This is a genomic window from uncultured Sphingomonas sp., from assembly GCF_937871615.1.
Classification (GTDB): domain Bacteria; phylum Pseudomonadota; class Alphaproteobacteria; order Sphingomonadales; family Sphingomonadaceae; genus Sphingomonas.
This window is the reverse complement of record NZ_CALMPA010000021.1, coordinates 135,216-155,996: the sequence shown is the minus strand read 5'-3', so window position 1 is coordinate 155,996 and position 20,781 is coordinate 135,216. Positions and strand designations below refer to the sequence as shown.

The following is a 20,781-nucleotide window of genomic DNA, read 5'->3' as shown; positions in this document are numbered from 1 at the left end:
AGCGTGGGCGTTTCATGCGTCTTGCAGAGTTTACCTGATGATCCGTGCCATTGCCGCCCTGTTGCTTCTCTCCACCGCCCCGATCGCCGCCACCGCGCAGGTTCCCGCGGGCAATTCCGCGCCCCAGCCGGTTCCCTTCGTGGATACGATCCCGCAGCCGCGCGACGAAGCCTATCCCGCGGGCGCGATGGTGGTGAACGTCGACGCGACCGATACCGTGCGCGGCATCCTGCGCGTGAAACAGACCATCCCGGTGACCAGGGCCGGGTCGATGGCGCTGCTGTTTCCGAAATGGCTGCCGGGCGCGCACTCGCCGCGCGGCGAGATCGAGAAGGTCGCGGGGCTCGTCATCCGCGCCAATGGCAAGGCGGTGCCGTGGACGCGCGATCCGGTGGATGTCTTCGCATTTCATATCGACGTGCCGGCGGGGGCGAAGCAGCTCGATGTGGAATTCCAGTTCCTCTCCGCCACCAAGGCCGATCAGGGGCGGATCGTCGTGACGCCGACGATGATAAGCCTCCAGCCGAACCAGGTCAGCCTCTATCCGGCGGGCTGGTTCACGCGGCGCATCCCGGTGCGGATGAACGTCACCTGGCCCGCCGGCTGGACGGCGGCGGGCGCATTGCGCGGCAAGCCGACCGGCGTGGGCAACACCTGGGCCTATGAGCAGACCAATTATGAAATCCTCGTCGATTCGCCGATGCTCGCGGGGCGCTATGGTCGGGTGATCCCGCTCAGCGATCGCGTCGCGCTCAACGTCTTCGCCGACGATCCGACCGAACTGGTCGCGACGCCTGCGCAGATCGACGCGCACAAGAAGCTGGTCGAGCAGGCGGTGAAAACCTTCGGCGCGCAGCATTACGATCATTATGATTTCCTGCTGTCGATCACCGACCGGCTCGGCGGGATCGGGCTGGAGCATCACCGCAGCTCAGAAAACGGCGTGACGCCGGGCTATTTTTCGCGCTGGAACGACGGGCCGGGCCGCCGCAACCTGCTACCGCACGAATTCACCCATAGCTGGAACGGCAAATTCCGCCGTGGCGCTGACCTGTGGACCCCCGATTTCCGCACGCCGATGCGCGGCTCGCTGCTGTGGGTTTACGAGGGGCAGACGCAATTCTGGGGCTATGTGTTGCAGGCGCGCTCGGGGCTGGTGTCGAAGCAGGATACGCTCGATCAATATGCCGCGATCATGGCGAGTTACGATTCGCAGCCGGCGCGCCACTGGCGCGATCTTCTCGACACCACCAACGATCCGGTCATCGCGAATCGCAAGCCCAAGGGCTGGCTGAGCTGGGAGCGCAGCGAGGATTATTACAACGAGGGTCTGCTCATCTGGATGGATGTCGATTCGCTGCTGCGCGAGAAATCGGGCGGTGCGAAGTCGATCGACGATTTCGCCCGCGCCTTCTTCGGGATGCGTGATGGCGACTGGGGCGAGCTGACCTATACGATCGACGATGTTGCCGCCGCGCTCAACGCGATCCAGCCGTGGGAGTGGAAGGCCTATCTGGTGAAGCGGCTGACCGAACATGCCGCCGGCGCGCCGATCGAGGGGTTTGCGCGCAACGGCTATCGCCTGATCTACACCGATCAGGCGCCGCCCTCGTTCCGCAATGGCGAGCGGGTGCGCAAGGTGGTCGACCTCACCTATTCCGGCGGGCTGATCGTTGGCGATGACGGCGCCAATCGCGGCGTGGTGACGGGCGTGACATGGGACAGCGCGGGCTTCACCGCCGGGCTCACCGTCGGCACCGCGATCGCGGCGGTCAACGGCGAGAATTATTCGCCCGAGCGGCTGAAGGCGGCGATCGCGGAGGCGGCGGGCGAGAAGCCGCCGGTTACGCTGCTGGTGCGCAATGGTGAGGAATATCGCACGGTGACGCTCGACTGGCACGGCGGGCTGCGCTACCCGCGCCTCGAAAAGATCGGCACCGGAGAGGGTGGCCTCGACAGGCTGTTGGCGCCGCGCTGAACCGCGCCGCCGGCGACGTTTGCGCGCTTCCCGCGAGGGAGGCGGGCGGGCGCCGTCTCCTTGAGCGAAGTGAAGGAAAAGATGCGCATCGACCTCATCCCCGTGGGCAAGAATCCGCCCGAGGAACTCAACGTCATCATCGAGGTGCCGACCGGCGGCGAACCCGTGAAATACGAGTTCGACAAGGAATCCGGCGCGCTGTTCGTCGATCGCATCCTGCATACGCCGATGCGCTATCCGGCGAATTACGGCTTCGTGCCGCATACGCTCTCGCCCGATGGCGATCCGCTCGACGCGCTGGTCATCGCGCGCTCGCCGTTCATTCCCGGCTGCGTGGTGCGGGTGCGCCCGATCGGCGTGCTCAACCTGGAAGACGAGCATGGCGGCGACGAGAAGCTGATCTGCGTGCCGGTCGATACGACCTTCCCTTATTATTCGGATGTCGGCGAGCGGCAGGATCTGCCCTCGATCGTGCTCCAGCAGATCGAGCATTTCTTCAAACACTATAAGGATCTCGAATCCGAAAAGTGGGTGCGCGTCGGCAATTGGGGCGATGCGGCCGAAGCGCGCCAGATCGTGATCGAGGCGATCGAGCGCGCCGAGCAGGCCAAGAAGGCCTGACGCGTACGGGGCGGAGGCGCGGGGGGTTACCCGCGCTCCGTCCGTTTGCGCCGCCGCACGGGCCTGGGCGGTGCGCGCCGGGCCGCCCCCAGCGCCAGCATCGCCCATTCGCGCAGCGCGTCCGCGTCGTCGTACACCTCATCCGGCGCGCGGCGATAAGGCAGCGATTGCACGCGGCCATTGTCCCGCGTGACGGTGAACAGCGCCGCGCCGATCGCGTCCCACGCGTCGGCGCTCTCGGCATCCGCCTTGAACCACAATGCGTCGAACGCGATGATCGCGAAGGTCAGCCCGTCACAATAGAGCGCCGCGCCGCCGAACAGGCGCTTGCGCGTGACCGTGCCGATCGGCGCCATGGCCTCCGCCACCCAATCGGCGAGGCCGGTGTCGATCGTCACGCGGTGGCCTTCAGCCCGGCGATGCACGCGACGACGCCGAGGATCAGCAGCCCGCGGATCGCGGTCAGCGGCTCGCCATAGAGCATCACGCCAACGAGCACGGTGCCGAGAGCGCCGATCCCGGTCCATACCGCATAGGCCGTGCCCATCGGGATCGAGCGGGCGGCAAGCTCAAGCAACCCCATCGACAGCGTGACCGAGACGAGAAAGGCAAGCGTCCACGGCAGGTTGCGAAAGCCATCGGCGTTGCGCAGGCAGGTGGTGAAGCCCACCTCGAACAATCCGCCGAGGATCAGCCACGCCCAGGCCATCAGCCGCGCCCCGCGAGGCGGGCGAGCGCGTCGCCGGAGATGCGCTGCACGGTCCATTCGTCCATCCCCGTCGCGCCCATCGCGCGGTAGAAGGCGATCGCCGGTGCGTTCCAGTCGAGCACCGCCCATTCGAACCGCGCGCAATCGCGATCGAGCGCAAGCCCGGCGAGATGGACGAGGAGCGCCTTGCCCGCGCCCGATCCGCGCGCGGCGGGGGTGATATAGAGATCCTCCAGATACAGCCCGCGCTTGCCCTTCCAGGTGGAGAAATTGTGGAAGAACAGGGCGAAGCCGATCGCCTCTCCATCACGTTCGGCGATCAGCGCCTCGGCCGCCGGCGACTGGCCGAACAGGGATGCCGCCAGCGTCTGTTCGGTCGCCTCCACCGCGTCCGGCTCGCGTTCATATTCGGCAAGCTCGCGGATGAAACGAAGGATCGTGCCGCAATCCTGCGGCGTGGCGGGGCGTATCGTAACGGTCATGCGGCGCTCTGTAGCGCGGCCTGCGCGATATCGCGACGCCGCGCGGCATAAAGGCAGGCGGAGACGATGATCACCGCGCCGGCCAGCGTGTAGGGCGAAAGCCGCTCGTCGAAGATGAAATAGCCGAGCGTCGCGGCATAGACGAACGAGGTATATTCGGTCGTCGCGAGATAACCCGCTTCGCCATGCGCATAAGCCCAGCCGAGCAGGAACAGCGAGACGCTGGCGAGCAGCCCGCCGACCACGATCTTCCACCATTGCGCCGCCTCGGGCGTCGCGAGCAGCCACGGCGCGGCGAGCGCGAGCAGCGCGGTGACGATCATCGACTGGAAGAAGGCGATCTCACCGGGCGTCGCGGCCTGGCTCTGCATCCGCGCGACGACGAGATTGACCGCATAGAGCAGCGCCGACGCCAGCACAGCGATCGCGCCTTCCAGCGCCTGCGGCCCGAGCGTGGCGTTCTTCGATTGGCCCGCGATCACCACCAGCACTCCGGCGAACGCCGCGAAGGAGGCGCCCGCCACGCGCCGCCCGACGCGCTCATGCAGGAAGATCGCGCCGAGCAGCAGCGCCAGCAGGGGCGCGATATATGACAGCGTGATCGCCTGCGCCATCGGCACACGCGCGAGGCCCCAGAAGAACAAAAGCGCCATCGCCGCGGTGATCGCGCCGCGGATCGTGTGCAGCCACATGCCGCGCCGGCTTGGCCGCTGCCGCCCGCCCGCGATCCACGCGCCGAAGCTGAAGATCGTCGAAACGCCGGTGCGCCAGATCAATGCGTTGTAAACGCCAAGCGCAAGCGTCAGCGATTTCATGAACGCGTCCATGATCGAAAACAGCCCGATCCCTGCCGCCGCGACGGCGAAGGCCAGCACGGGGGAGAGCGCGCGGTTCATGCCCCCTCGCTTAACCCGCCACGTAACCGCGCGCTACCTCAGCCGCATCTCATCATTGCTGATCGAAACGCTGCCGATCTGCCGCAGCCACGATTGGCCGAGCAGCGAGACGGGCAAATCCGCCAGCACCAGCGCGCGCAACGGCCCGACGCGCCTGCCGTCCAGTTCGATCCGGTCGATCGTCACGATCTGGCCACCGACATTGCCGCCCGCACCGCGCGCCACTGGTGCGAAGCGGGCCGGATCGAAATCTATATGCGCGCGGCGCGCATCGTCCTCGGTCAGCGCCACCTCGGTCGCGCCGGTGTCGACGACGAAGCGGATCGGCTCGCTGTTGACGCTGGCGGTGGCAAGGAAATGGCCGCTGGCGTCGCGCCGGATTACCGTTTCGCCGGACGAAGCGCTGGTGGTGGCGATCGGCGCGGCAATCGCGGCGGCGGACGTGGTGGCGCGGTGCGTTGGCTGGTGGCGCGCGCCCGGCAGCGCGAGGCCGATCACCAGGCCGCCGGCGATCATCAGGAGCAGCGCGATCCGCATCGCGCCATCCATTAGCAGCGCGCGGTTAACGCCCCGCTACGCCGCCGCTTTCTCGCTCGCCGCCTCGATCTCCGCCGCCTTGGCCTCGACCAGCCGGACGATATGCTCGATCATGTCGGCGTCCTGCACATGGTGGTCGGTGACGCCCGACAGATAGACCATATGCTTGCCGTTGCCGCCGCCGGTGATGCCGATATCCGTCTCGCGCGCCTCGCCGGGGCCGTTGACGACGCAGCCGAGCACCGAAAGCGACATCGGCGTGCGGATATGCTGGAGCCGTTCCTCCAGCGCCTGCACGGTGCGGATCACGTCGAAGCCCTGCCGCGCGCAGCTTGGGCAACTCACCACGCGCACGCCACGATTGCGGATGCCGAGGCTTTTCAGGATCTCGAAGCCGACGCGCACCTCATCCTCAGGCTCGGCGGAGAGCGAGACGCGGATCGTGTCGCCGATCCCGTACCATAAAAGCGATCCGATCCCGATCGCGGATTTCACCGTGCCGCCGACGAACCCGCCCGCTTCGGTGATGCCCAGATGCAGCGGGCAATCCACCGCCTCGGCAAGCTGCTGATAGGCGGCGACCGCGAGGAATACATCGGATGCCTTCACCGCGACCTTGAAATCGTGGAAATCGCGATCCTGGAGCAGCTTGATATGATCGAGCGCGCTTTCGACCAGCGCCTCCGGGCAAGGCTCGCCATATTTTTCGAGCAGGTCGCGCTCCAGGCTGCCGGCGTTCACGCCGATGCGGATCGCGCAGCCATTGGCCTTGGCGGCGTTGACTACTTCGTTGACGCGTTCGGCCGAGCCGATGTTGCCGGGGTTGATCCTGAGGCACGCCGCCCCCGCGTCCGCCGCCTCCAGCGCGCGCTTATAGTGGAAATGGATATCGGCCACGATCGGCACGCGCGCGGCGCGGACGATCTGCCGGAACGCCGCCGTGCTCTCCACATCGGGGCAGCTCACGCGGATGATATCGACGCCGGCTTCCTCGCAGCGGCGAATCTGGTCGATCGTGGCGCGCGCATCGGAAGTAGGGGTGTTGGTCATCGTCTGCACGGTGACCGGGGCATCGCCGCCGACGGGGACGTTGCCCACCATGATCTGGCGGCTCTTGCGACGCTGAATATCGCGCCAGGGACGGACGGACATGGACAGGCTTCCTATTGGGATCGCCGACGATATAGCGGTTCATGACGCGGAACGGAACGCCGCGTGCCAACAGGAGCAGGAACTGATGACGCTTTCCCTCTATGACGCGACGATTCCCTCGAACATTCAGATACTCGGCGCGGTGGACGGGCTGATCGGCAAGGCGGAGGCCTATTGCGCGGAGCAGGGCATCGCCCCCGCCGATCTGATCGAGGCGCGGCTCGCGCCCGATATGCTGCCGTTCGGCTATCAGGTGAAGGCGACGGTCGAACATGCCGTGGGCGCGATCAATGGTGCGCGCTCGGGCAGCTATTCGCCGAATCTCGATCCGTGGCCGAGCGATTTCGCCGGGCTGCGCGCGAAGGTGCGCGAAGGGATCGAGGCGCTGAAGGCGCTCGATCCGGCCGAAGTCAACGCGCTGGCCGATCGCGATACCGAATTCCGCTTCGGCGAAACCGCGATGCCGTTCGAAGGCGCCGATTTCCTGCTCAGCTTCTCGCAGCCGAACTTCTATTTCCACGCGTCGACCGCTTATGCGATCCTGCGCGCCAAGGGCGTGCAGATCGGCAAGCGCGATTTCATGGGGATGCCGCGCATCAAGCGCTGAGTATTCGTTCGCGAAAAGCGTCTTTCAGCGCATTGCGAACGGCGCCGGGCCGCTTCTCTCCTACGCCGCCTTTGGGGCACGATGGCGACAGGAGCGGGGCGGGCCGGCGCCTGTCATACGCCTCATAAACGAGCCGCCCGCGATTGTTCTGCCGGGCGTTGCGCCCTACAGCCGCCGCGATGACACGGCATTACGGGATGGATTGGCTGCGCATCGCGGCGTTCGCGCTGCTGATCCTCTATCACATCGGCATGGTGTTCGTGCCGTGGAACTTCCATGTGAAATCTCCCAATGGCGAGGATTGGACGCGGCTGCCGATGATGGCGACGAACGCGTGGCGGCTGCCGCTGCTGTTCGTCGTATCGGGCTATGCCACGCGCGCGCTGATCCGCCGCTCGGACGGGCTGGGGGCGTTCCTCGCCAACCGTAGCTGGCGGCTGCTCGTGCCGCTGGCGTTCGGCATCGCGGTGATCGTGCCGCCGCAGCCGTGGGTCGAACTGGTGACCAAGCGCGGCTATGCGCACGATTTCCTGTATTTCTGGGCATATGACTATTTCCGCTTCGGCAAGCTCGGCGGGATCGTGCTGCCGACGTGGAACCATCTGTGGTTCATCGGCTATCTGTGGGTATATACGCTCGGGCTGGCGTTGCTTGTCGCGATCGTGCGGGGCGAATGGTTGCAGCGCTGGTTCGATCGCGCGTTCGGCGGCTGGGGGGTGATTGTCATCCCGATGGCATGGGCGCTCGCGGTTCATGCCTGGTGGTTTCCGATGGCTGGCGAAACCCATATGCTGATCGACGATACGATGGCGCACTTCATGTACGTGCCCTATTTCCTGTTCGGCTTCGGGCTGGCGCGCTCGGCCCCGGCGATGGCAGCGCTGCGGCGGCTGTGGCCCGTGGCCGCGGCGATCGCGCTGGCGGGGTTCGCCACGGTGCTGCTGATCGAATATAGCTGGCCGCCCGACGTGCCGACGCCGCGCTGGGTGCTGCGGCCATACGGCGCGGCCCATGCGTTGCAGCAATGGGGCGCAATCGCGGCGCTGCTCGGGGTGGCGGATCGCTGGCTCAATCGCGACGGACCCGCGCGCACGATGCTGACCGAGGCGGTGTTTCCCTTCTATATCATCCACCAGACGATCATTGTGCTGGTGATGTTCTGGCTCCTGCCGCGCGGCCTTTCCGGCCCGGCGCAATTCGCGATCCTCGTCGTGGCGACGGTGGCGGGGTGCTGGGCCTTCTATCTCGGCGGTCGCGCAATGCCGTTCGCCCGCCCGCTGATCGGGCTGCGGCCCCGCAGCGAAATGAAAGGACAGATGCGATGAGTGCTACGGACGATGAATATGTATTCGACGAGGAAAGCGGCGAATGGCTCCCCGCCGCCGAACTGGCGGCGAAGCGCGCCGCCACCGACGCGGTCGAGGTGCGCGATTCGGTCGGCAATCTGCTCGCGGACGGCGATCAGGTGACGCTCATCAAGGATCTGGACGTGAAGGGCGCGGGGCAGACGCTGAAGCGCGGCACGCTGATAAAGTCGATCCGGCTGACCGGCGATGCGCAGGAGATCGACTGCAAGTTCGACGGCATCAAGGGCCTCGTGCTGCGCGCCGAATTCGTCCGCAAACGCTGAGCCTCGGTGAGCGCGGGCATGACCGATCCGAAGATGGACCCCACCTGGCTGGAGCCGCTGCGCGATGAATTCGCGCGCGACTATATGGCCGCGCTGCGCCGGTTCCTCGTCGCGGAAAAGGCGGCGGGAAAGCAGGTCTTCCCGCATTCGGCGGATTGGTTTCGCGCGCTGGAACTGACCGCGCTGCCGGATGTGCGCGTCGTGATCCTCGGGCAGGATCCCTATCACGGGCCGGGGCAGGCCCACGGCCTGTGCTTCTCCGTCCGCCCCGGCATCCGCCCCCCGCCGAGCCTGGTCAACATCTACAAGGAACTCGAAAGCGATTGCGGCATCGCGCGGCCCGCGCACGGCTTCCTGGAAAGCTGGGCGCGGCAGGGCGTGCTGCTGCTCAACAGCGTGCTGACCGTGGTGAGCGGGCAGGCCGCCGCGCACCGCGATCGCGGATGGGAGAAGTTCACCGACGCGATCATCCGCCTGCTCGCCGCACGGCCCGAGCCGATCGTGTTCATGCTATGGGGTAGCTATGCGCAGAAGAAGGTGGCGTTCGTGCGCAGCATCGAACAAGGCGGCCACCATCTCGTGCTGAAAGCGCCGCATCCATCACCGCTGTCGGCGCATACCGGCTGGTTCGGCAGCGGGCATTTCAGCAAGGCGAATGCGTTTCTTGAGGGCCGGGGGCGGGGGACGATCGACTGGGCGTTGCCAGCAATGGTCTAAGGGATTCTTGATCGTATGATGCTCAAGGGCATTTTTAATATTCGTAGGATGAGTCGTGGAACGTAGTTTCACGACTCAGAATTGTAGTTGACGTGAAATGAATTTGTGCCCACTTTCTCACCAGTCCTGCTCAGATGTTAAACTGGGCTGGCGGATCGAAACGTAGGCTGAGGCGGGGAAACGTATGTTTCTCGAAGATGCGCCCCCGCCCGCATGAGTGGGGGCGTATTTCCCGAAATCAGGCGGCAATCCTGATGCCGCGTAAATTCGAATTAGGGCCGCCGCCTGGCCGCGACGGCCCTAATCGGAGGCGGGCACACCACACCTCGTGCTTGTGTAAGCGTGCGAGATTTTAGTGGTCCTCCGTATTTCGGTCAACTGGCGCGCGTGCCCGCGGCGCCAAGACTTTTGGAGCGAGCTATGTCGCAGGTATTGCAAATTCAATGCATTAATAAAACCAGCCGATTCAGCGCGCATGAGCGAATATCGCATGTCGGCGGCGCTCGTCCGGAGCGGTGGAAACTCACGCAGCCACAGGCGATCCAAGCGATTGAATCGGGCGCGGCGCAGTTTTTCGTTTCCGTTGGCGGGTGGAGTGTTTGGGTGATCGTTTCGGTTTCGGCGTCAGGAAATAAATATCTCAAGACCCAGAACGATGGCGACCAACCAAATAATCTGCTCAGCCTGCCTGAATGTCCTTGAGAGAGGCTTGCGGGGCGGTCGATCGTGATCTGTCGCCCCGCTTTTTTCCCTCAATCATGCTCCCTGCTGCCAGCGCCCATGTAAAGCTCGCGCCCGGTGTCGTTATAAACCTCGCTCATCTCCTTCATCCCCGCTTCGGCATCCGCCGCGACGAAGGCGTCGGCGGGCTGGTTCTGTAGCCGGGCGAACTCCCGCACTTCTTGCGTGATCTTCATCGAGCAGAATTTGGGGCCGCACATCGAGCAGAAATGCGCGGTCTTGGCGCCTTCCGCCGGGAGGGTCTGGTCGTGGTACGACTCCGCCGTATCGGGATCGAGCGACAGGTTGAACTGATCGCGCCAGCGGAACTCGAACCTTGCGCGGCTCAGCGCGTCGTCGCGCAGCTTCGCGGCAGGGTGGCCCTTCGCCAGATCGGCGGCGTGGGCGGCGAGCTTGTAGGTGACGACGCCGACCTTCACGTCATCGCGATCGGGCAGCCCCAGATGCTCCTTGGGCGTGACGTAGCAGAGCATCGCCGTGCCATACCAGCCGATCATCGCCGCGCCGATGCCGCTGGTGATATGGTCATAGCCCGGCGCGATATCGGTGGTGAGCGGCCCGAGCGTGTAGAACGGCGCCTCGCCGCACGCCTCAAGCTGCTTGTCCATATTCTCCTTGATCTTGTGCATCGGCACATGGCCGGGGCCTTCGATCATCACCTGCACGTCCTGCGCCCAGGCGCGCTTGGTGAGTTCGCCGAGCGTATAGAGTTCGGCGAATTGCGCCTCGTCATTGGCGTCCGCGATCGATCCGGGGCGCAGGCCGTCGCCGAGGCTATAGGCGATGTCATACGCCTTCATGATCTCGGTGATCTCGTCGAACCGCTCGTAGAGGAAACTCTCCTTGTGATGCGCGAGGCACCATTTCGCCATGATCGAGCCGCCGCGTGAGACGATGCCTGTCACGCGCTTGGCGGTGAGCGGCACATAGGGCAGGCGCACCCCGGCGTGGATCGTGAAATAATCGACGCCCTGTTCGGCCTGCTCGATCAGCGTGTCGCGGAAAATCTCCCACGTCAGGTCTTCGGCGACGCCGCCGACCTTCTCCAGCGCCTGATAGATCGGGACGGTGCCGATCGGCACCGGCGAGTTGCGGATGATCCATTCGCGTGTGTCGTGGATGTTGCGCCCGGTGGACAGGTCCATCACCGTATCCGCGCCCCAGCGGATCGACCACACCATCTTGTCCACTTCACTCGCCACGTCCGACGCGACGGCGGAATTGCCGATATTGGCGTTGATCTTGACGAGGAAGTTGCGGCCGATCGCCATCGGCTCGGATTCGGGGTGGTTGATGTTGCTGGGGATGATCGCACGACCGCGCGCTACTTCGTCTCGGACGAATTCGGGCGTCACATAGTCGGGGATCGCCGCGCCGAAGCTCTGGCCGTCGCGGATATATTCGCTGAGCATCTCGCGCCCGAGATTCTCGCGGACGGCGACATATTCCATTTCCGGCGTGATGATGCCGCGCCGGGCGTAATGCATCTGGCTGACGTTCATGCCGGGTTTCGCGCGCAGCGGACGGCGGACGACATTGGGGAATTGCGCGACCCCGGCGGAGCGATCCGGCCCTTTTAGCCCGTTATCCTCGGGCTTCACGTCGCGCGCGTCATAGCTTTCCACATCGCCGCGCGCGACGATCCACTCGCGACGCAGCGCCGGGAGCCCGGCCAGGATGTCGATCCGGGCATCGGGATCGGTATAGGGGCCGGAGGTGTCATAGACGTTGAGCGGCGGCTCGCCGGACGAGGGCTCCAGGTCGATCGCGCGCATCGCGACCTTGAGCGGGCCGACGTGGATTTTGCGGCTGCCGCGAATCGGGCCGGTGGTAACGCCGATCTCGGTACGGGCGGGTGCGTCTGCCATGTTACTCGTTCCTCGCGTTGTCGCGGGGAAGGAGACGGACGGGGTGGTGCGCCGCTCCCTCCCTACGCCGGTGTGAGCCGGATCAGGTTCAGCGGGTCGAGGGCTGCGGCCCTCCTCTCAACCGCGACGAATAGCGGTCCCCCGGGGATATATATGCGGGCTTAGGCTGGTTGGCGGGCGGCGTCCAGCGCCGCGCCGCTTTCTCAGCCGCTCGCCGCGCTGGAGTTGATCGTGCCGTTGACGCCGGCGGGGAAGAAGCCCCCCTTGGTTACCGCCGCCTTGCTCTGGAAGAAGATGTTGAGCGCCTGCCCGGTCGTGCGGCTGAAGACGATGCCGTTGCCGTCCGCCGGCGCGATGTTCGAGATCGTCGCATCCGCCCCGGCGAGGCCGCGATCGAGCGTGCTCGCGCCATCGAGGCTGTCGCGCGCCGCGCTGAACAGGCCGGGATTGGCGGTGAAGCCCTTCGAATAAAGCAACGTGCGGATCAGGCCCGCATGATAGGATTCCGCCCCCAAAATCCCCGATGCGGCGGTGACATAGCCGGGCGTGCCGATCAGCGGGGTCAGCCCCTTGTAGAGCGTGACGATCACGTCCTTCAGGATGAAGGCCCCGTAGAGGAAATTCTCGTCGGAGGCATAAGGGTTGAAGGGCACGCCCGCGCCGACCACGCCGGCAAGCTGCGCGAACGTGGTGAAGGCGCCGGTCGTGCCGCCGTCGATGTTGATCGCGGGCATCGCAACGGCAGTCGCGCCGATCTGCGAGCGGAGGAATTCGACATGCGCGCGCTCGTCGCGGGCGATCTCGCGCGCGCAGGCCGCGACGATCGGGTCCGCGAAGGGCACCTGCGCGCCGCCGGTGACCGTGCCGGGCGCGGTGGGGCCGGTCAGGTCGCTCGCCGGCAGCCCGGTGCCGAACGCGGCATAGGAGAAATATTGCGCCGAGAGATATTCGATGTTGAGCGCAAGATTGAGGATCGAGATGTCCGCCGCCTCTACGCTCGCCGTGGAAGTCGGGCTTGGCGTCGGCGTCGGCGTCGGGTTTGACGAACTGCTGCCGCCGCACGCGGACAGCAGCGCGAGCCCGCCCGCCGCGGCGCCGGTGCGCCCGGCAAGGCTGAGAAAGCGGCGGCGCTCGGCGCTTCGCAGCGCGGCGGCATCGAGGACGGTGGCGATCTTTTCCTGGTCGATCATGACGATATTCCTGTGAATCCTGTGGGGCGGGAGCGGGCGCGCACGCCTCAGCTCGCGGCGCTCGTCGTGATGTTGCCGTTGACGCCGCCGGGGAAGAACCCGCCCGTCTTCACCGACGCGCGGTTCAGGAACAGGATGTTGAGCACCGGGCCGCTTGCGCGCGGGAAGGTGTTGGCGTTGCCGTCAACCGGCGCGATATTCGCCACCGGGCCGGCGCCGGAGGCGACCGGGGTGATGCCCTGATCGTCGTCCGACCCGCCGTCGATGCTGTCGCGATAGTCGGAGATCGCCTGCGCCTGCGTGATGAGGTTCTTCTGGTACAGTGTCGTGCGCACCAGTGCCGCGTGATAGGCCTCGGTCGCCATCAGGCCGCCGGCGGCTTCCTGATAGTTTTTGGACGAGATCAACTGGATCACGCCCTGATAGGCGCTGACCGCGACATCCTGGAGGAAGAAGGCGCCAAGCAGGAAGTTCGCATCCGACGCATAAGGATCGAACACCGCGCCCGCGCCGACCAGGCCCGCATTCTGTGCCATCACGCTGAACGCGCTGGTCGCGGCAAAGCCGAGGTCGATCACCGGCTGTGCCACCGCTGCTACGCCGAGCTGGGTGCGCAGGAAGCGGACCTGCGCGAGCTGGTCTGCGGCCATTTCCTTGGCATAAGCCGCGACCAGCGGATCGGTGAAGGTCGCCTGATGCCCGGCGATGATCGCGCCGCCCGGCGTGGGCGTGGCGGCGCCGCTCTGCGTGTCGGCGGTGCCGAGGCCCGCGCCGGCGGAAGCATAGGCGTAATAATTCGCCTGGAGATATTCGAGGTTGAGCGCGAGGTTCAGCACATCCGCTTCGGTGATCGTCTGCGCCGCGACGGGATCGGAGAAGACGAACGCGCCCGCGCCGATCGCCACCGCGCCTGCCGCAGCGGCGAAGAACGCGCGCCGGTCATCGCGCCGTTTCTCGGGCGCCTCCGGCGCGCCGGCAAGTCGCTCGTCCTGCGTCATCATTGCCTTCCTTCCTGAACCCGCCGGCTATGCTGCCGGGCAAAAAACGTCGCCTATATCGTTTCGCTGTCGCCAAGCTGAACGAATCGACAGAAATCGCGTCCGCGCGGCCATAAGCGCGAAGTGAGTGCGCACCCTAGTCAAAAGGTATAAGCGACGCCAAGCGCGCCTAGCCACTGGTTCGGGGAACCGGCCATGGTGACGAGCGGGCTGGCGGCGGCATCCCCGGTCAACCTGAGATAGGTGACGCCGCCGATCATCTTCCACCCGTGGAGCAGATCGCCCGAAACCGAAACCGTGCCGATCGCGCCCACCGACCAGCTTTTCCATCCGCCACGCCCGCTGAACGCGGGAAGGCCGCTCGCAAGGCTGTCCGCCGGCGTCACGTCGAAATAGGCGGTGAGATATGGCTTGCTGACATGTTCGGCGGTGGCGAACAGCGCGAACGCGGCCTTGCGGCTGAGCGGGGTGATATAATTGATCGTCGGCGATACGATCGCGCTGCCGTTCACCCCGGTGATATCGTGGCGATAGCTGAGCGACAGCGACAGTTTGTCATAGTCGCTGGTGATAACCCCGGTCTTGCCGATCCCGACATAGCCGCCAAGCTCCACCGCCAGCCCGCGCGCCGGCAGCGCGCGCACGCGCGGATCGCTGATCGAGCCATGGGTGTTGCGGTTGAAGTCGATCACGCCGATCGGCCCCGCCTCGAAATCCCAGCGCTGGCCCGGTCGATCGCGGATCAGATCAACGCTCGCGCGATTGCCGAGGATGGTGAAGCTGTATCCGTCAATCGAACCGATCGCGCCGGGCAGCGGGAAAATGGAATAATGATCCGATCCCTCGTAATCGCTCAGATAGCTGGCGCCGATGCCCACCGTCACCGTGTCTCGCGAAAGGTCTTCCGGGGATGGCGCGGCGGCCCGTTGCGCCACCGCGGGCGTGGCGGCGGCAACGCCGGCGAAAGCGATCAGATGAAAGATACGCAACTGAAATCCCCGTCTATTATCTCTGGATTCGACCCGTTGGCGCGCGTTCGGGTCCGTGGCGCGAGCGTCACAACAGGTAGCGCAACCTGATCTCCTGCGCCGCGCCCGTGGCATCGAGCGTGAAACGCGCGGCGGCGAAACCGGGCGGCCCGAAGCCGATAGCGGGATTGCGCGAGAAGCCGAACCCCTCGCGCGGGATGCCGGCGAACGTATCGAGCCTGCTGTTGCCGTTCTCGTCGTGAATCACCGCGACGGCGTAATCGCCGATCGGCAGACCCTCGATCCGCAGATGGCGCGTGGCGGCGGGGATTGAGCGCGTGACGGCCTGCCCCGCATCGCGGCAGGCCGGGAAATTCTTCGGCGCGGTGGTGATGCAGATGCGCACCAGCCCCTTGTCCGAACGCAGATTGGTGAAGCTCAGGTCAAGCGGCGCGACCGGGGCGGCGCCGATCAGCATCATCCCCGCCAGCATCAGCGCCAGTCGCGGCGCGAGGCTGCCCGCGGGCGAAGTCTCCGATCCCGCCGTCGGTGCCGCAGAGCCGGTCCCAGAATCGGAAATAGAGGCCATAATTGCACCCGTAACGCGCGTGGTGGCGCTGGTGGTGGCTTGCCGTTATCAGCCAGCCGCCGAGTTTCCCGCGCCACATGAAACGCGGGAAAATCTCCCACCCCATATGGTTGGTCACCCCCATAACCGTCATGATCGCGAGCACCAGCCCGAGCCCGGCGACATGGATCGGAATGACGAACACCAGTAGCGGAATTGCCACAGCGCCGATGATCGCCTCGATCGGGTGGAATGCCATCGCCGCCCAGGCGGTGGGCGGGCGGCTGGCGTGGTGGACGGCGTGCGCCACCCGGAACGGGCCGGGGCGGTGCATCCAGCGATGCGTCCAGTAAAACCATGTGTCATGCGCGGCGAGATAGAGCAGCACCGACAGCGGCAGATACCACAACGGAAAGGCGTGGAGGCCGGTGTAGATCCGCGTCCAGCCGCGATTCTGCCAGCCCCACGCGACCACGCCGGCGGGCGCGCCGTAAATGGCGGCGGAGGCAAGGCTCCACGCGATCTCGCGCCGCATCTGCCGATCGAGTCCGCGATACAGGCCGGGATGCCGCAGCCGCGTCGCCAGCGCGAAGGCGCCGCTCGACAACAGGTAGCGCACGCCGACGATCGCGGCCATGGCGAGCGCGGACAGGGTGATGGCGAGCGGCATCGTGGGGCGCTTGTAACGCGGATTGCGGGGGAGAAGAACCGCGCCGCGCCCTGTCCCGATCCGGGGCTGTGGGCGGTTTTCCCGCTCTATCGCGGGGCGGGCCGATCCGCTACGCCGCGCGGATGGCTGAAATCCACAGCTGCGACCTGGCGATCGTCGGCGGTGGTCTCGCAGGATCGCTGATCGCACTGGCGCTCGCGGAGAAGCGGCCCGAACTTTCCGTGCTGCTGATCGAGGCGGGCGAAACGATCGGCGGCAATCATCTCTGGTCGTTCTTCGATGGCGATGTGGCGCGGGAGGATCGCTGGCTGCTCGCCCCGCTCGTCTGCCATGCGTGGCCGGGCTATGACGTGGCCTTTCCGGCGCACGGCCGCACCTTGCTTCACCCATATTATTCCATTCGATCCGCGCGGCTCGATCAGGTGGTGCGCGCGCGCCTGCCCACCGCTGCGGTGATGACCGGGTGCAAGGTGCTCGGCTGCACCGCGACGGGCGTGTCGCTCGCCGATGGCGGGCGGTTCGAGGCGAAGGGCGTGATCGACGCGCGCGGCGCGGGCGATCTTTCCGCGCTGGAGCTTGGCTGGCAGAAATTCGTCGGGCGCGAGCTGGAGATCGCGGGCGGGCACGGGCTGGAACGCCCGATCGTGATGGACGCGACCGTCACGCAGCATGACGGCTATCGCTTCGTCTATTGCCTGCCCTTCTCGGCCACGCGGCTGTTCGTTGAGGATACCTATTACAGCGACACCGCGACGCTGAACGCCGGGGCGCTCAACCGGCGGATCGAGGTTTATGCCGAAAATCGCGGCTGGCAGGTCAGCGAGATCGGGCATGAGGAGCGCGGCGCGCTGCCCGTGGTGATCGGCGGCGATTTCGAAGGCTATTGGCGCGCAGGCGGGCTCAGGGTGGCGAAGGCGGGGATGCGCGCCGGGCTGTTCCATCCGATGACCGGCTATTCGCTGCCCGACGCGGTGCGACTCGCGGTGTTGATCGCGGACGCGGCGGATCTGTCGGGCGAGGCGCTCCACACGCTGACGCACGATCACGCCCGTGCCTTGTGGGACGAGCGGCGCTTTTACCGGCTGCTCGCCGCGATGCTGTTTCGCGCCGCCGATCCGGATGCGCGCTATCGCGTGCTCGAACGCTTCTATCGCCTGCCCGCCGGGCTTATTTCGCGCTTCTATGCCGCACGTTCCACCTTTTCGGATAAGGCGCGGGTGCTTAGTGGCAGGCCACCCGTGCCGTTCTGGCGCGCGGTGAAGGTGGCGAGACGGATGGCGTGACGACGGCGGTGGTGATCGGGGCCGGATTCGGCGGCTTGGCGCTCGCCATCCGGCTGCAATCGGCGGGCGTGGCGACCACCATCGTAGAGGCGCGCGACAAACCCGGCGGCCGCGCCTATTTCTGGCGGAAGGACGGTTATACCTTCGATGCCGGCCCCACGGTCATCACCGATCCGGCCTGCCTGAAGGAGCTATGGGCGCTTTCCGGGCAGGACATGGCGGCGGACGTGACGCTTCAGCCGGTCAATCCCTTCTATCGGCTCAACTGGCCGGACGGGACGAATTTCGACTATACCAACGACGATACATTGCTGCGCGCGGAGATCGGCAAGCTCGATCCGGCGGATATCGCGGGATATCAGAAATTCCTCGAATATTCAGCGGGCGTCTATCGCGAGGGCTATGAGAATCTGGGGCATACGGCCTTTCTCGATTTCGCATCGATGGTGAAGGCGGCACCGGCGCTCGCGAAATATCAGGCGTGGCGATCGGTCTATTCCACCGTCTCGCGCTTCGTCCGCAACGAGAAATTGCGCCAGGCGCTGTCGTTTCACACCTTGCTCGTCGGCGGCAATCCGATGACGACCAGCGCGATCTATGCGCTGATCCACAAGCTGGAGCGCGATGGCGGCGTGTGGTTCGCGCAAGGCGGTACCAACCGGCTGGTGGCGGGGATGGTCGCCTTGTTCGAGCGGCTAGGCGGCACGATCCGGCTGGGCGACTCGGTGACGCGGATCGCGACGATGGGCGATCGCGTGACGGCGGTGGAAACCGAAAGCGGCTGGCGCAGCGATTGCGCGATGGTGGCCGCGAACAGCGATATCGTCCACACCTATCGCGCGTTGCTCGCCGATTCCGCCGCCGCGCGGCGCAGCGCGGACCGGCTGGAGCGCAAACGCTATTCGCCGTCGCTGTTCCTCGTCCATTTCGGGATCAGGGGAACCTGGCCGGGCATCTCGCACCACATGATCCTGTTCGGCCCGCGCTATCGCGAATTGCTCGCCGACATCTACGATCATGGGATATTGTCGCCCGATTTCTCGCTTTATCTGCATCACCCCACTGTCACCGATCCGTCGCTCGCGCCGGAAGGATGCTCGACCTTCTATGCGCTCGCGCCCGTGCCGCATCTCGGCAAGTTCCCGGAGGACTGGAGCCGCATCGCCCCGATCATGGAAAAGCGCATCCTCGATGAGATCGGGCGGCGGCTGATCCCCGATATCCACGATCGCATCGTGACGAAATTCAGCTACACCCCAGCGGATTTCGCGCACGATCTGAATGCGCATCTCGGCAGCGCGTTCAGCCTGGAGCCGACGCTGACGCAGAGCGCCTGGTTCCGCGTCCACAACCGTGACGATGCGATATCGAACCTCTATTTCGTCGGCGCGGGCACGCATCCGGGCGCGGGCATCCCCGGCGTGATCGGCAGCGCGAAGGCGACCGCCGCGCTGATGCTCGGGCGCGGGTGAAAGCGCGCGGCTTGCCCGGAACGGCGCCTTTCGATAGCGCGGCGCGCCACTCCAGCAGGTTGATGATATGAAGCGTCTCGCCGTTTATTGCGGCTCGGCCACCCCGGCCGATCCGATCTATCTCGAAATCGCGCGTGCGGTCGGGCGCGGGCTGGCCGAGCGCGGGATCGGCGTCGTCTATGGCGGCGGTCGGCTCGGGCTGATGGGCGCGGTGGCCGATGCCGCGCTCGCGGCGGGCGGCGAGGTGATCGGGGTGATCCCGCAGGCGCTGGTCGATGCCGAAGTCGCGCATCGCGGGCTGACCGAACTCCATGTCGTCCCCGGAATGCATGAGCGCAAGAAGGCGTTCACCGATATCGCCGACGGTTTCGTCACCATCCCCGGCGGCACCGGCACGATGGACGAATTGTGGGAGGCGCTGTCATGGGCGCAGATCGGCTATCACAGCGATCCGGTCGGGCTACTCAATTCGGCGGGCTATTATGACGATCTCATCGCCTTCTGGGGCAAGATGGCGAGCGTCGGCTTCCTGCGCCCGCAGCATCGCGACCTGCTGATCGTCGCGGATACGCTCGATGTGCTGCTCGATCGCATGGTGGCGCATGTGCCGACCCAGCCGATCGTGCGGATGAAGGCGGAGGATCTCTGAGCGGCTGCCCGAAAAACGCGCTGAGAGCGCCTTTACGCGGCACCGGCCCGCGCGCCGGCGCCGCTCGGGCGCAAATTTCCTGATGGCGGGCCGTGCCGCGATCGTCGCGACGGCGCGGCATTCCATCGCGCGCGGATCGAGGAGCTTCGCGCTCGCCAGCCGCCTGTTCGATTCCGTCACGCGGGAGCGCGCGTGGCTGCTCTATTCGTGGTGCCGGCGCTGCGACGATCTGATCGACGGGCAGGATCACGGGCACGACATGCGCGCGGTCGCTGATCCGCTGGCGCGGGTGGCGATGGTGGAGCGGCTGACGGCGGCGGCGCTGGCGGGCGAAGCGGGCGGGGAGGCGGCGTTCGAGGCATTGCGAATCGTCGCCGCCGAAACCGCGCTGCCGCCGCGTTTCGCGCACGATCTCGTCGCCGGGTTCCGGCTCGACGCGGAGGACTGGCGGCCGCGCAGCGAGGATGATCTCTATCGTTATTGCTATCATGTCGCCGGCGCGGTCGGCTGCATGATGGCGGTGGTGATGGGGGTTGCGCCCGAGGATCGGGATACGCTCGATCGCGCGTGCGATCTCGGCATGGCGTTTCAACTCGCCAATATCGCGCGCGATGTGGCGGAGGATGATCGGGTGGGGCGGTGCTATCTCCCGCTCGAATGGCTGGCGGAAATGGATATCCCGCCGGGTGAGCATATGAAGCCGCCGTTTCGCGCGCGGCTGACGGTGCTGGTCCGCCGGTTGACCGATCGCGCCGCGCTGCACGAGGCGAGCGCGCGGGTCGGCGCGGCGCGATTGCCGCCGCGATCGCGCTGGGCGGTGCTCGCGGCGGCGGGGATTTACGGCGACATCGCGCGCAAGGTGGCGCAGCGCGGCGGCCATGCGTGGAATGGGCGCGTCTCGATCGGCATGGCGGCGAAGCTGGCGCGGGTGGCGCGCGCCGGGATCGACGCATTGGGCGCGCGCGCCGATGCGCCGCGCGCGCCAGCGCTCTGGACGCGACCCGGATAAATCCGTTGCTAACCAATGGCGTTATCCATCGCGCAA

General features: G+C 66.1%; 23 protein-coding genes and 1 riboswitch. Of the genes, 11 read left to right on the top strand and 12 right to left on the bottom strand.

Annotation, left to right across the window (positions count from 1 at the left end):
* Positions 1 to 37: 37 nt before the first annotated feature.
* Together Q0316_RS05210 and ppa are read left to right on the top strand one after the other, a co-directional pair.
* Positions 38 to 1,978, top strand: a complete 1,941-nt coding sequence (locus Q0316_RS05210) for a peptidase M61 (RefSeq protein WP_298670474.1) — start codon at positions 38 to 40, stop codon at positions 1,976 to 1,978.
* A gap of 81 nt (positions 1,979 to 2,059) precedes the next feature.
* Positions 2,060 to 2,599 carry an inorganic diphosphatase gene (gene ppa, locus Q0316_RS05205; protein ID WP_298670515.1) on the top strand — a complete coding sequence of 180 codons (540 nt, stop codon included), beginning with the start codon at positions 2,060 to 2,062 and terminating at the stop codon, positions 2,597 to 2,599.
* 26 nt (positions 2,600 to 2,625) lie between these two features.
* Here the strand turns inward: ppa and Q0316_RS05200 are convergent, their stop codons facing one another.
* From Q0316_RS05200 to ispG, 6 genes are read right to left on the bottom strand one after another with little or no spacing between them, the layout of a single operon-like run.
* Positions 2,626 to 2,997 carry a TfoX/Sxy family protein gene (locus Q0316_RS05200; protein ID WP_298670473.1) on the bottom strand — a complete coding sequence of 124 codons (372 nt, stop codon included), beginning with the start codon at positions 2,995 to 2,997 and terminating at the stop codon, positions 2,626 to 2,628.
* The gene (locus Q0316_RS05195) at positions 2,994 to 3,308 is read right to left on the bottom strand and encodes a multidrug efflux SMR transporter (RefSeq protein ID WP_298670472.1); all 315 of its coding nucleotides are present in this window, start codon (positions 3,306 to 3,308) and stop codon (positions 2,994 to 2,996) included. Before Q0316_RS05195 ends, Q0316_RS05200 begins: the two co-directional genes overlap by 4 nt.
* Positions 3,308 to 3,790 carry a GNAT family N-acetyltransferase gene (locus Q0316_RS05190; RefSeq protein WP_298670471.1) on the bottom strand — a complete coding sequence of 161 codons (483 nt, stop codon included), beginning with the start codon at positions 3,788 to 3,790 and terminating at the stop codon, positions 3,308 to 3,310. Before Q0316_RS05190 ends, Q0316_RS05195 begins: the two co-directional genes overlap by 1 nt.
* On the bottom strand, positions 3,787 to 4,686 hold the full coding sequence (locus Q0316_RS05185; RefSeq protein ID WP_298670470.1) for a DMT family transporter: 900 nt from the start codon (positions 4,684 to 4,686) through the stop codon (positions 3,787 to 3,789). Before Q0316_RS05185 ends, Q0316_RS05190 begins: the two co-directional genes overlap by 4 nt.
* A 33-nt stretch (positions 4,687 to 4,719) precedes the next feature.
* A complete protein-coding gene (locus Q0316_RS05180) occupies positions 4,720 to 5,223 on the bottom strand; it encodes a TIGR02281 family clan AA aspartic protease (RefSeq protein WP_298670469.1) in 504 nt (167 codons plus the stop codon).
* Positions 5,224 to 5,259: 36 nt separating this feature from the next.
* Positions 5,260 to 6,375 carry a flavodoxin-dependent (E)-4-hydroxy-3-methylbut-2-enyl-diphosphate synthase gene (gene ispG, locus Q0316_RS05175; protein ID WP_298670468.1) on the bottom strand — a complete coding sequence of 372 codons (1,116 nt, stop codon included), beginning with the start codon at positions 6,373 to 6,375 and terminating at the stop codon, positions 5,260 to 5,262.
* Positions 6,376 to 6,460: 85 nt separating this feature from the next.
* Between ispG and Q0316_RS05170 the strand changes: the two genes are divergently transcribed.
* From Q0316_RS05170 to Q0316_RS05150, 5 genes are all read left to right on the top strand, one after another.
* Positions 6,461 to 6,982 carry a DUF1993 family protein gene (locus tag Q0316_RS05170; RefSeq protein WP_298670467.1) on the top strand — a complete coding sequence of 174 codons (522 nt, stop codon included), beginning with the start codon at positions 6,461 to 6,463 and terminating at the stop codon, positions 6,980 to 6,982.
* 179 nt (positions 6,983 to 7,161) lie between these two features.
* On the top strand, positions 7,162 to 8,307 hold the full coding sequence (locus tag Q0316_RS05165; RefSeq protein WP_298670466.1) for an acyltransferase family protein: 1,146 nt from the start codon (positions 7,162 to 7,164) through the stop codon (positions 8,305 to 8,307).
* A complete protein-coding gene (locus tag Q0316_RS05160) occupies positions 8,304 to 8,612 on the top strand; it encodes an alkylphosphonate utilization protein (RefSeq protein WP_298670465.1) in 309 nt (102 codons plus the stop codon). The genes Q0316_RS05165 and Q0316_RS05160 overlap by 4 nt, the downstream gene beginning before the upstream one ends.
* Before the next feature lie 18 nt (positions 8,613 to 8,630).
* The gene (gene ung, locus Q0316_RS05155; RefSeq protein WP_298670464.1) at positions 8,631 to 9,329 is read left to right on the top strand and encodes a uracil-DNA glycosylase; all 699 of its coding nucleotides are present in this window, start codon (positions 8,631 to 8,633) and stop codon (positions 9,327 to 9,329) included.
* Positions 9,330 to 9,749: 420 nt separating this feature from the next.
* A complete protein-coding gene (locus Q0316_RS05150) occupies positions 9,750 to 10,031 on the top strand; it encodes a DUF3892 domain-containing protein (protein ID WP_298670463.1) in 282 nt (93 codons plus the stop codon).
* A gap of 50 nt (positions 10,032 to 10,081) precedes the next feature.
* Here the strand turns inward: Q0316_RS05150 and thiC are convergent, their stop codons facing one another.
* The 6 genes from thiC to Q0316_RS05120 all read right to left on the bottom strand — a co-directional run bounded on the left by thiC (position 10,082) and on the right by Q0316_RS05120 (position 16,332).
* Positions 10,082 to 11,938 carry a phosphomethylpyrimidine synthase ThiC gene (thiC, locus tag Q0316_RS05145; protein WP_298670462.1) on the bottom strand — a complete coding sequence of 619 codons (1,857 nt, stop codon included), beginning with the start codon at positions 11,936 to 11,938 and terminating at the stop codon, positions 10,082 to 10,084.
* Positions 11,939 to 11,980: 42 nt separating this feature from the next.
* A riboswitch (TPP riboswitch) is annotated at positions 11,981 to 12,092 on the bottom strand.
* 49 nt (positions 12,093 to 12,141) lie between these two features.
* Positions 12,142 to 13,128, bottom strand: coding sequence for a ferritin-like domain-containing protein (locus Q0316_RS05140; protein WP_298670461.1), 987 nt, complete (start codon positions 13,126 to 13,128; stop codon positions 12,142 to 12,144).
* A gap of 47 nt (positions 13,129 to 13,175) precedes the next feature.
* Positions 13,176 to 14,126 carry a ferritin-like domain-containing protein gene (locus tag Q0316_RS05135; RefSeq protein ID WP_298670460.1) on the bottom strand — a complete coding sequence of 317 codons (951 nt, stop codon included), beginning with the start codon at positions 14,124 to 14,126 and terminating at the stop codon, positions 13,176 to 13,178.
* 140 nt (positions 14,127 to 14,266) lie between these two features.
* Positions 14,267 to 15,115 (bottom strand): MipA/OmpV family protein, encoded by an 849-nt coding sequence (locus Q0316_RS05130; RefSeq protein WP_298670459.1) that lies wholly within the window; start codon positions 15,113 to 15,115, stop codon positions 14,267 to 14,269.
* Positions 15,116 to 15,182: 67 nt separating this feature from the next.
* Entirely contained in the window at positions 15,183 to 15,587 is a 405-nt protein-coding gene (locus Q0316_RS05125; RefSeq protein WP_298670458.1) for a DUF2141 domain-containing protein, read from the bottom strand.
* Positions 15,538 to 16,332: a sterol desaturase family protein gene (locus Q0316_RS05120; protein WP_298670457.1), complete on the bottom strand. Its 795-nt coding sequence runs from the start codon at positions 16,330 to 16,332 to the stop codon at positions 15,538 to 15,540. The genes Q0316_RS05125 and Q0316_RS05120 overlap by 50 nt, the downstream gene beginning before the upstream one ends.
* 122 nt (positions 16,333 to 16,454) lie before the next feature.
* Here Q0316_RS05120 and crtY point away from each other — a divergent pair, with 122 nt between their 5' ends.
* The 4 genes from crtY to Q0316_RS05100 all read left to right on the top strand — a co-directional run bounded on the left by crtY (position 16,455) and on the right by Q0316_RS05100 (position 20,745).
* Positions 16,455 to 17,615: a lycopene beta-cyclase CrtY gene (gene crtY, locus Q0316_RS05115; RefSeq protein WP_298670456.1), complete on the top strand. Its 1,161-nt coding sequence runs from the start codon at positions 16,455 to 16,457 to the stop codon at positions 17,613 to 17,615.
* Complete coding sequence (locus Q0316_RS05110; protein ID WP_298670455.1) at positions 17,612 to 19,087, top strand: phytoene desaturase; 1,476 nt, start codon at positions 17,612 to 17,614, stop codon at positions 19,085 to 19,087. Before crtY ends, Q0316_RS05110 begins: the two co-directional genes overlap by 4 nt.
* Positions 19,088 to 19,154: 67 nt before the next feature.
* A complete protein-coding gene (locus tag Q0316_RS05105; protein WP_298670454.1) occupies positions 19,155 to 19,736 on the top strand; it encodes a TIGR00730 family Rossman fold protein in 582 nt (193 codons plus the stop codon).
* Positions 19,737 to 19,818: 82 nt separating this feature from the next.
* Entirely contained in the window at positions 19,819 to 20,745 is a 927-nt protein-coding gene (locus Q0316_RS05100; protein ID WP_298670453.1) for a phytoene/squalene synthase family protein, read from the top strand.
* Positions 20,746 to 20,781: the final 36 nt, after the last annotated feature.